Source organism: Polyangium jinanense (assembly GCF_028435265.1).
Taxonomy (GTDB): Bacteria; Myxococcota_A; Polyangia; order Polyangiales; family Polyangiaceae; genus Polyangium; species Polyangium jinanense.
On record NZ_JAGTJK010000041.1, the window covers coordinates 90,616 to 97,568 of the forward strand.

The window sequence follows — 6,953 nt, forward strand, 5'->3', positions numbered from 1 at the left end:
CTGTCGCGGAGCGGGGGCGCGGGAGGATGCACCAGGGACAACGGGTGGCGTGGAACGCCACCTTGATGATCGCAAAGCAGGCCATCATGGCCGTCCTGAGCGTCATCTACGTCGGCTACCTGGCGCGTCGGCTGGGCGTGGCCGCGTGGGGGGAGCTGCAGGCGTCGCTGGCGATCACCTCGATGGCCGCCGTGATCGCGGGCCTCGGTGTGCGTGGTTATCTCGCGCGCGAGATCGCGGTGACGCCGGAGCTCGGGCCGAGCCACCTGGGATCGGCGCTCGTCGTGCGCGGCGCGATGGGCGCGACGACGCTGCTCTGCGCGGCGTTGTTCACGGTCGCGACGCGCTCGGGCGAAGGCGCGACGCTCGTCGTGATCGCAGCCGCGTCCCAGCTCGCCACGATCCTCTACACGACGATGTGGCTGAGCTTCGAGGCGCACGAGCGCTTCCAGTACATCCTGTACGTCGAGCTCGGCGCGCGTCTCTTCGTGATCGCGCTGTCGGTCGCGCTCGTTGCGTCGGGGCTCGGCGTGCTCGCGGCGGCGGGCGCGCTCGCGCTCGGCAACGCGATCGAGCTTGCGCTCACGTATCACTTCCTGCGGACGCGGCTCTACCAGCCGCGGCTCGAAGTGGGCCTGCGCGAGCTCGTGGCCATCGCGAAGAAGAGCATCCCGCTCGGGCTCATCGGCGCGCTGCTCGGCGTGATCCGGCAAGCCGATCGCGTGATCCTGCGCTGGCTCGACGGCGAGGCGGCGGTCGGCGTGTTCAGCGCGGCGTGGGTGCTCGTGGAGCAGCTCGAGCTGATCTCCGATCTCGTGCTCGGCGCCGCGTTCGCAGCAGGCATGCGGCTCTACGCGCACGATCAGCCCGGCTTCGTAAAACTCTTCCGGACGGCGCTCGTGGTGGCGACGGCGCTCGGGCTGCCGCTCGCGGCGGGCGTGACCATCGTCGCGCCGGACGTGGTCGCGCTCGTGTACGAAGGACGCGACTTCGCAGGTGCGTCGCACGTGCTCCGGGTGCTCGCGTGGCACGTGCCGGCGACGTTCGCGTTCCAGGTGGCGGCGCTGCCGCTGGTCGCTTCGAAGCGCGAGAGGCAGCTCGGCGCGGTGCTCGCGCCGACGCTCGCGGCGAACGTGGCGCTCGACATGTGGCTCGTGCCGCAGCACGGCGCGCTCGGGGCCGCGTTCGCGGCGCTCGTGGCCTCCGTGGGCATGCTCGTCGCGACGGGGATCCTCGCGCTGCGGTACATGCGCGAGGCGCCGATCGGGCGGCTCGGCGGGGCCACACTCGCGACGGTGCTCATGACGCTCGTCGCGTTCTTCGCGCTGAAGACGGTGGGGCTCTGGGCCGCGGTGATCGCCGGCGCGATCACGCACGCGGCGCTGCTGCTCGCGCTGCGCGTGGTGACGATCGCGGAGGTCCGCGCGCTCGCGCGGCGCAAGCCGGAGAAGAGCCGCGAAGCCGCAGCGACGTGAGGCGCGGAGGCGCGGACGGACCTCGTTCGTTCGCGTGGAACCTGCGTGCTTCGCATGCGCGATGCACTCCGCGGACGGCACGTGCATCAGCACGAACATCGCGCGCCGTCCCGCTTCGCCATCGCACGTGGATCGCGCAAGCGAGCCAACGAATGCCGCTGGCGAGCGAGGGAGCTTGCGCCATGATGGTCTCGTGGCGGAGGGGGGTGAGTTCAAGGTGCGACCAAGGCGGAGGCGCGATCGCGGTCCGAGCCGAGCGCGCACGCTGGACAGGCGATCGCGCATGGCGACGTCGACCTCGGCGAGGTGGCCCTTCCCCGCGCCTTCGCCTGGTTCGCGCGGGAGCTTGCCGGAGCGGCTGCCGATGGGCGCCGGGGGCTACGAGCTCGTCGAGCAGCTCGGGAGCGGCGGGATGGCGGAGGTGTTCCTCGCGCGACGTCGAGGGCGCTACGCCATCGAGCACACGGTGGTCGTGAAGCGGCTGCGCGACGAGTTCCGCGCCGCGACGTCGGTGGTGAAGATGTTCGCGTGGGAGGCGTGGATCTCGGCGCGCCTCTGTCACCCGAACATCGTGCGGTTCTACGACTTCGTGTCGTACCGCGGGCGTGATCACCTGGTGCTCGAGCACGTGCGTGGCCCTGACCTCGCGACGCTCGGACGCGCGCTGCAGGCGAGTGGGCGATCGTTTCCGTTCCGCGCGGTGATCGAGGTCGGCGCCGCGGCCGCGCGCGCGCTCGCGCACGCCCATGCGCTCGAGGACGACGACGGCGTTCCGATCGGTCTCGTCCATCGCGACGTGAGCCCGCAGAACATCCTCGTGTCCGTCGACGGCGAGATCAAATTGATCGATTTCGGCGTGGCGAAGACGACGAGCGCGCACGTGCCGCGCGACACGGCGCCGGGGCTGGTGAAGGGGAAAATGGGGTACATCGCGCCGGAACATCTGCGCGGGCAGCCGCTCGACGCGCGCGGAGACGTGTACGCGCTCGGCGTGGTGCTCTTCGAGATGCTGACGGGGCGGCCGCTCTTCCGGCGCGGCGCGGACGTGGAGATGATCCGGCAGGCGCTCGACGCGGAGATCCCGCCGCTCGTGACGCTGCGATCGGACTGCCCGCCCGCGCTCGAAGCGGTGGTGCGGCGCGCGCTGGCGCAGGATCCGCGGGATCGGTTCGAGAGCGCGGCGGCGATGGAGCAGGCGCTCCGCGCCGTCGGTGCCGAGCTCTCGGTCGAGGGCGGGCCGGCGGCGCTCGCGGAGCTCGCGGAGCTCGCGCGCGAGGTGTACGAGGGCGAGCAAGCATGCGCGCCGGACACGTGGCCGGAGGCGAGGTCGTGGCGGCCGTCGACGTCGCCCGCGAGGTCGGCGCCGGTGGAGGATCCCGCCGCGGAGGACACGCGGCCCGAAGGGTTCCGCGCGCGTGCGCTCTTGCGCGAAGGCGGGGAGAACATCGCGGATGCGAGCGCGCCGTGCGGCGACGTGACGCGGCCCGAGGTGCCTCTGCCCATCGACGAGGCCGCAACGATCATCGCGGCGCCGCCACTGCTTCGGCACCGCTTCACATCGCCGCGTGTCGTGCCGATCGTGGTCGCGTTCGTGGTGGGTGTGCTCGTCGCCGCGGCCTCGCGTGGCAGCACGCTGCACGAGGGGAGCGGCCCGGCGCGCGATGCGGCTGCGGGATCGAGGTCGACGTCGCAGACCGATCCGGACGCGAAAGGTTCGTGCTCCAAAGAATGAACGAAACGCGCCCCGCGCGGGACTCCTCCCGCCGCGGGGCGCGCCTCCGAGCCACGTACGATGCTGGACGCGGCTCTAGGCGGTGCGACGACTCGTGACGATGTTGTAGATCGCGAGGATCAGGATCGCGCCGATGATCGACATGATGAAACCACCGGTCGATTGGTACGTCGGGTAGATCCCGAGCACGCGTCCGAGGAAGCCGCCGAGAAGCGCGCCGCCGATGCCGAGCAGCACCGTGATGAGGAACCCTCCGGGCTCACGACCCGGCGTCAAGAGCTTCGCGATGACGCCAACGACGAGACCGAACAGAATCCAGAGCAGAATCGACATGCTCTCCTACCTCCCTCTCGCGCGGCACGCGCGGCGCACTCGTCGTGCCGCGCAGGCGGGGTTACGCCGCGAGGACGTCCGCCCGCATTCATCCGATGCACCCTGCGTGCCGGGCAGAGCGTGCACGCCACCGGAGCAAGGCGAATCTCAGGTTTTTTCCGGATCACCCGCGATGTCCAAGGGCGTCTGATCGCAAGAGGGCGTGCCCTCGGCCCCGCACGCAGGCGCGTCGCCCGGGCTCGTGGGTCCGCCGTGCCCAGGGCCGTAGCCGTGCGAGGAGCCGTAGCCTTGATCGATCTCCTCACCATGCGGGCGCGCGCGGCGCGAAGCGCGATGGCGCTTGGCATGCGCGCGCATCTGGATCTCGTGCGCGCCCGCGGGCAACGTGCCGGCGACGAGCTCGACGCCGCACGCGCATCGCGGCGCGGCCGTCGCGCCCTCCGCAGCCACGACGAGAAACACGCGGCTGCACGCGGGGCAACGGAACACGTGCCCCACCGTGGGGCTGGGCGGAGCCTCGACGAGGGCTCGAGGCGCAGTTCGTCCGGGGGCTTTGCCCTCCGGCGCCGGGTTCGATGGGCGTGTAGTGCTGGACATGAGGCCCGCAGGTTCAGCACGTCCGGTGCCACCCGTCCTCGTGCGTCCCGATCACGGCAACTCCGTCTGCGCGCGACGCGCGCGAGCGCCCTCGTCAACGCGCACGTGTGACACGCGCGGACGCAGCGAGGCGCGTCTCTTGTGCGCGCACGGGCACCCGCTCCTCGGTGACCTGTTCCAGCCGCGCGAGGAAGCCCGAGGCCCACGTTTCGACGGAGAGTTGGGAGACCCTGGCCTGCAGCGCGGCCATCCGCGCGATGTCGCTCGCCGTCTCCGGCGCGAGCGCCACGTCCTCGATCGCCGACGTGAGGCCCTCTTCGTCGTAGGGGTTGACGAGGTGCGCCTCGGTCAGCACGTCGGCCGCGCCCGCGGTCGTGCTCAGCAAGAGCCGGCCGTTCGGCCTCGGCCGCGTCGCGACGTACTCGAAGGCGACGAGGTTCATGCCGTCGCGCTTGGGCGTGACGATCGCGGCGTCGGCCGCGAGGTAATACGCGGCGAGCTCGGTCGAGTCGAAGGTCCGCGCGAAGAGGTGCACGGGCTTTCGGCGCGGTCCACCGAAGCGCCCCTGGATGCGTCCGACCGTGGCCTCGATCCGCTGCCGGAGCTCACGATACGCCGGCACCGTCTCGCGGCTCGGTACGCCGATCTGGACGAGCGTCACGCGCTCGCGAGCTTCAGCGTTCTGTTCGAGCAGCCGCTCGAAGGCCTCGAGCCGCTCGACGATGCCCTTCGCGTAGTCCATGCGATCGACCGAGAGGAGCACGCGGCCGCCGCCGAGATCGGCGGTGATGCGCGCGGCCTCCGCGGCCACGGTCTCGTCGCGTCCGAGCGAGGCCCAGCCGTCGACGTCGACGCCGATCGGCCAAGCCTCGATCCGCGTGTGGCGCGCGCCGCGCGGGACGACGATGCTCTCGCCGTCGTTCACGTACGCGATGCCGAGCTCGTCGAGCGCGTCGCGGAAGGCGCGCACGTACCGCGGGACGTGGAGGCCCACGAGATCCGCGCCGAGCACTCCCTCGATGAGCTCGGAGGCCCAAGGCAAGACCCGCAAGCTGTCGCTGGCGGGCCAGGGGATGTGCCAGAAGAAGCCGATCGTGAGGTCGGGCCTGCGCGCCCGGAGCAGGGCAGGGACGAGCGCGAGCTGGTAGTCGTGAACCCAGACGACGCCGCCCGGGAGTGCGTACTCGGCGGCAGCGTCCGCGGCCGCGCGGCACACCTCGAAGTAAGCGCGTGCTTGCTCGGCGCGGAAACGACACACCTCGCCGAAGCCGTGCGAAAGCGGCCAGAGCGCGCCGTTCGAGGCGCCCGCATACCAGGCCGAGCGGATCTCCGAGGGGAGGGCGAGGGCACGCACGCGAAAAGGGAGCTCGCTCGTGTCGCAAGCCTCCCGGTCCGCGCCCGTCGCGATCCAGGTGCCGCGCGACCTGCGCATGAGCGGCAAAAGCGCGGAGATGAGGCCGCCCGGCGCGCGAACGATGCCGCTTCCCGTACGCACGAACGGCGCGCGCGCGCTCACGATGACCAGGCGGGGGGAGCGGGTTTTCATGGGTTCCGCCCATGCGAAAGCAATGCCGTTGCGGGCGGTCTCGCGGATTTGCTCGATGCGCCTGCTCGTGTGGTAGGTTCGGAGATCGAGGAGATACCGTCCCGTGGCCCTCCATCGTCTCGCTCCGCTCGCCGCCGCCGCCACCGTCGCGCTCGCGCTCCTTTCGCCCACGCCTGCGTCATCGCAGACGGCCGAGGAGAAGGCAGCCGCGCGCTCCCTGGCGCAGCAAGGCGCCGAAGCCCTCCAAAACAAGAACTACGCAGAGGCGATCGATCTCCTCGGCCGCGCCGAGGCAATCATCCACGCGCCAACGCATCTCTTGCTGATCGGGCGCGGGCAGGTCGGTCTCGGCAAGCTGGTTGCCGCCCGCGAGTCGTTCCTCAAGATCATCCGCGAGGAGCTGCCCGCAAACGCGCCCGCCGCATTCAAGCGAGCCCAGGAAGACGCAAAGGCCGAGCTTTCCGCGATCGAACCACGCATCGGCTCGCTGCGCATCGTGCTGACAGGCCCAGGCGCAGCCGATCCCTCGAAGGTGACGGTCAAACTCGACGAGCAGGGCGTCACGTCCGCGCTCATCGGTGTGCACCGCCCGATCGATCCGGGCAAACACGTGGTCACCGCAACCGCGGCAGGGCGCAATCCCGTCACGCAGGAAGTCTCGCTCGGCGACGGCGAGAAGAAGGAAGTGTCGCTCGAAGTGGAGGCGCCCACGGCAGGCGCAGCAGCCCCGGACGGGGGCGGACAAACCGGCGGGGCCGACGGGCCGACGCCCCCGGACAAGCCGCAGGGCAAGAGCCCACTGAAGTACATCGGCATCGCCGGCATGGGCCTCGGCGGCGCAGGGATCATCGCCGGGACGATCCTCACGGTGATGTTCGTGAACAAGTCGAAGGAAGCCGACGACGCGTTCACCGCCTGCCCGAAGCCGTGCCCCACGGACAAACAAGCGCAGATCACCGCGCTCGACGAGGCAGCAGCCTCACGCGGGACGGGCGCGGTCGTGGGCTTCGCGGCAGGCGCAGCACTGGCCGGCGCGGGCGTCGCGTTGTTCCTGATCGGAAGCAAGCAGGACAAACCAGCAGGCGCGATGGTCATGCCGTACGTCGCGCCGAACGGCGCCGGGCTCGTCGGCCGGTTTTAATTGCAGCGTAGCGCCGGGGTTTCACCCCGGACCCGACCAGGGGTTGTCCACCCCTGGACCCGGACCAGCGCAAGCGCTGGACCCGGGGTCGATGAACTGCGCATCGCGCAGTTCATCGAACAGGCCGAG

General features: G+C 71.0%; 6 protein-coding genes. 3 read left to right on the forward strand and 3 right to left on the reverse strand.

From position 1 onward, the window contains the following. Positions 1-65: 65 nt before the first annotated feature. Complete coding sequence (locus KEG38_RS41285; RefSeq protein ID WP_272426047.1) at positions 66-1,475, forward strand: oligosaccharide flippase family protein; 1,410 nt, start codon at positions 66-68, stop codon at positions 1,473-1,475. A 283-nt stretch (positions 1,476-1,758) separates the two neighbouring features. Then, the gene (locus KEG38_RS41290) at positions 1,759-3,207 is read left to right on the forward strand and encodes a serine/threonine protein kinase (protein WP_272426049.1); all 1,449 of its coding nucleotides are present in this window, start codon (positions 1,759-1,761) and stop codon (positions 3,205-3,207) included. A gap of 75 nt (positions 3,208-3,282) precedes the next feature. Here KEG38_RS41290 and KEG38_RS41295 read toward each other — a convergent pair whose 3' ends face one another. The 3 genes from KEG38_RS41295 to KEG38_RS41305 all read right to left on the reverse strand — a co-directional run bounded on the left by KEG38_RS41295 (position 3,283) and on the right by KEG38_RS41305 (position 5,683). Continuing rightward, entirely contained in the window at positions 3,283-3,540 is a 258-nt protein-coding gene (locus KEG38_RS41295) for a GlsB/YeaQ/YmgE family stress response membrane protein (protein ID WP_272426051.1), read from the reverse strand. A 147-nt stretch (positions 3,541-3,687) separates the two neighbouring features. Next, positions 3,688-4,038, reverse strand: coding sequence for a hypothetical protein (locus KEG38_RS41300; protein ID WP_272426053.1), 351 nt, complete (start codon positions 4,036-4,038; stop codon positions 3,688-3,690). Between the two features lie 193 nt (positions 4,039-4,231). Then, positions 4,232-5,683, reverse strand: a complete 1,452-nt coding sequence (locus tag KEG38_RS41305; protein WP_272426054.1) for an alpha,alpha-trehalose-phosphate synthase (UDP-forming) — start codon at positions 5,681-5,683, stop codon at positions 4,232-4,234. Between the two features lie 103 nt (positions 5,684-5,786). Here KEG38_RS41305 and KEG38_RS41310 point away from each other — a divergent pair, with 103 nt between their 5' ends. Beyond that, positions 5,787-6,824 (forward strand): peptidase associated/transthyretin-like domain-containing protein, encoded by a 1,038-nt coding sequence (locus KEG38_RS41310; protein WP_272426055.1) that lies wholly within the window; start codon positions 5,787-5,789, stop codon positions 6,822-6,824. Positions 6,825-6,953: the final 129 nt, after the last annotated feature.

Coding starts and splice junctions, on each gene's coding strand:
- KEG38_RS41285 (WP_272426047.1), top strand. CDS start 66: ATGATCGCAAAGCAGGCCATCATGGCCGTCCTGAGCGTCATCTACGTC.
- KEG38_RS41290 (WP_272426049.1), top strand. CDS start 1,759: ATGGCGACGTCGACCTCGGCGAGGTGGCCCTTCCCCGCGCCTTCGCCT.
- KEG38_RS41295 (WP_272426051.1), bottom strand. CDS start 3,540: ATGTCGATTCTGCTCTGGATTCTGTTCGGTCTCGTCGTTGGCGTCATC.
- KEG38_RS41305 (WP_272426054.1), bottom strand. CDS start 5,683: ATGAAAACCCGCTCCCCCCGCCTGGTCATCGTGAGCGCGCGCGCGCCG.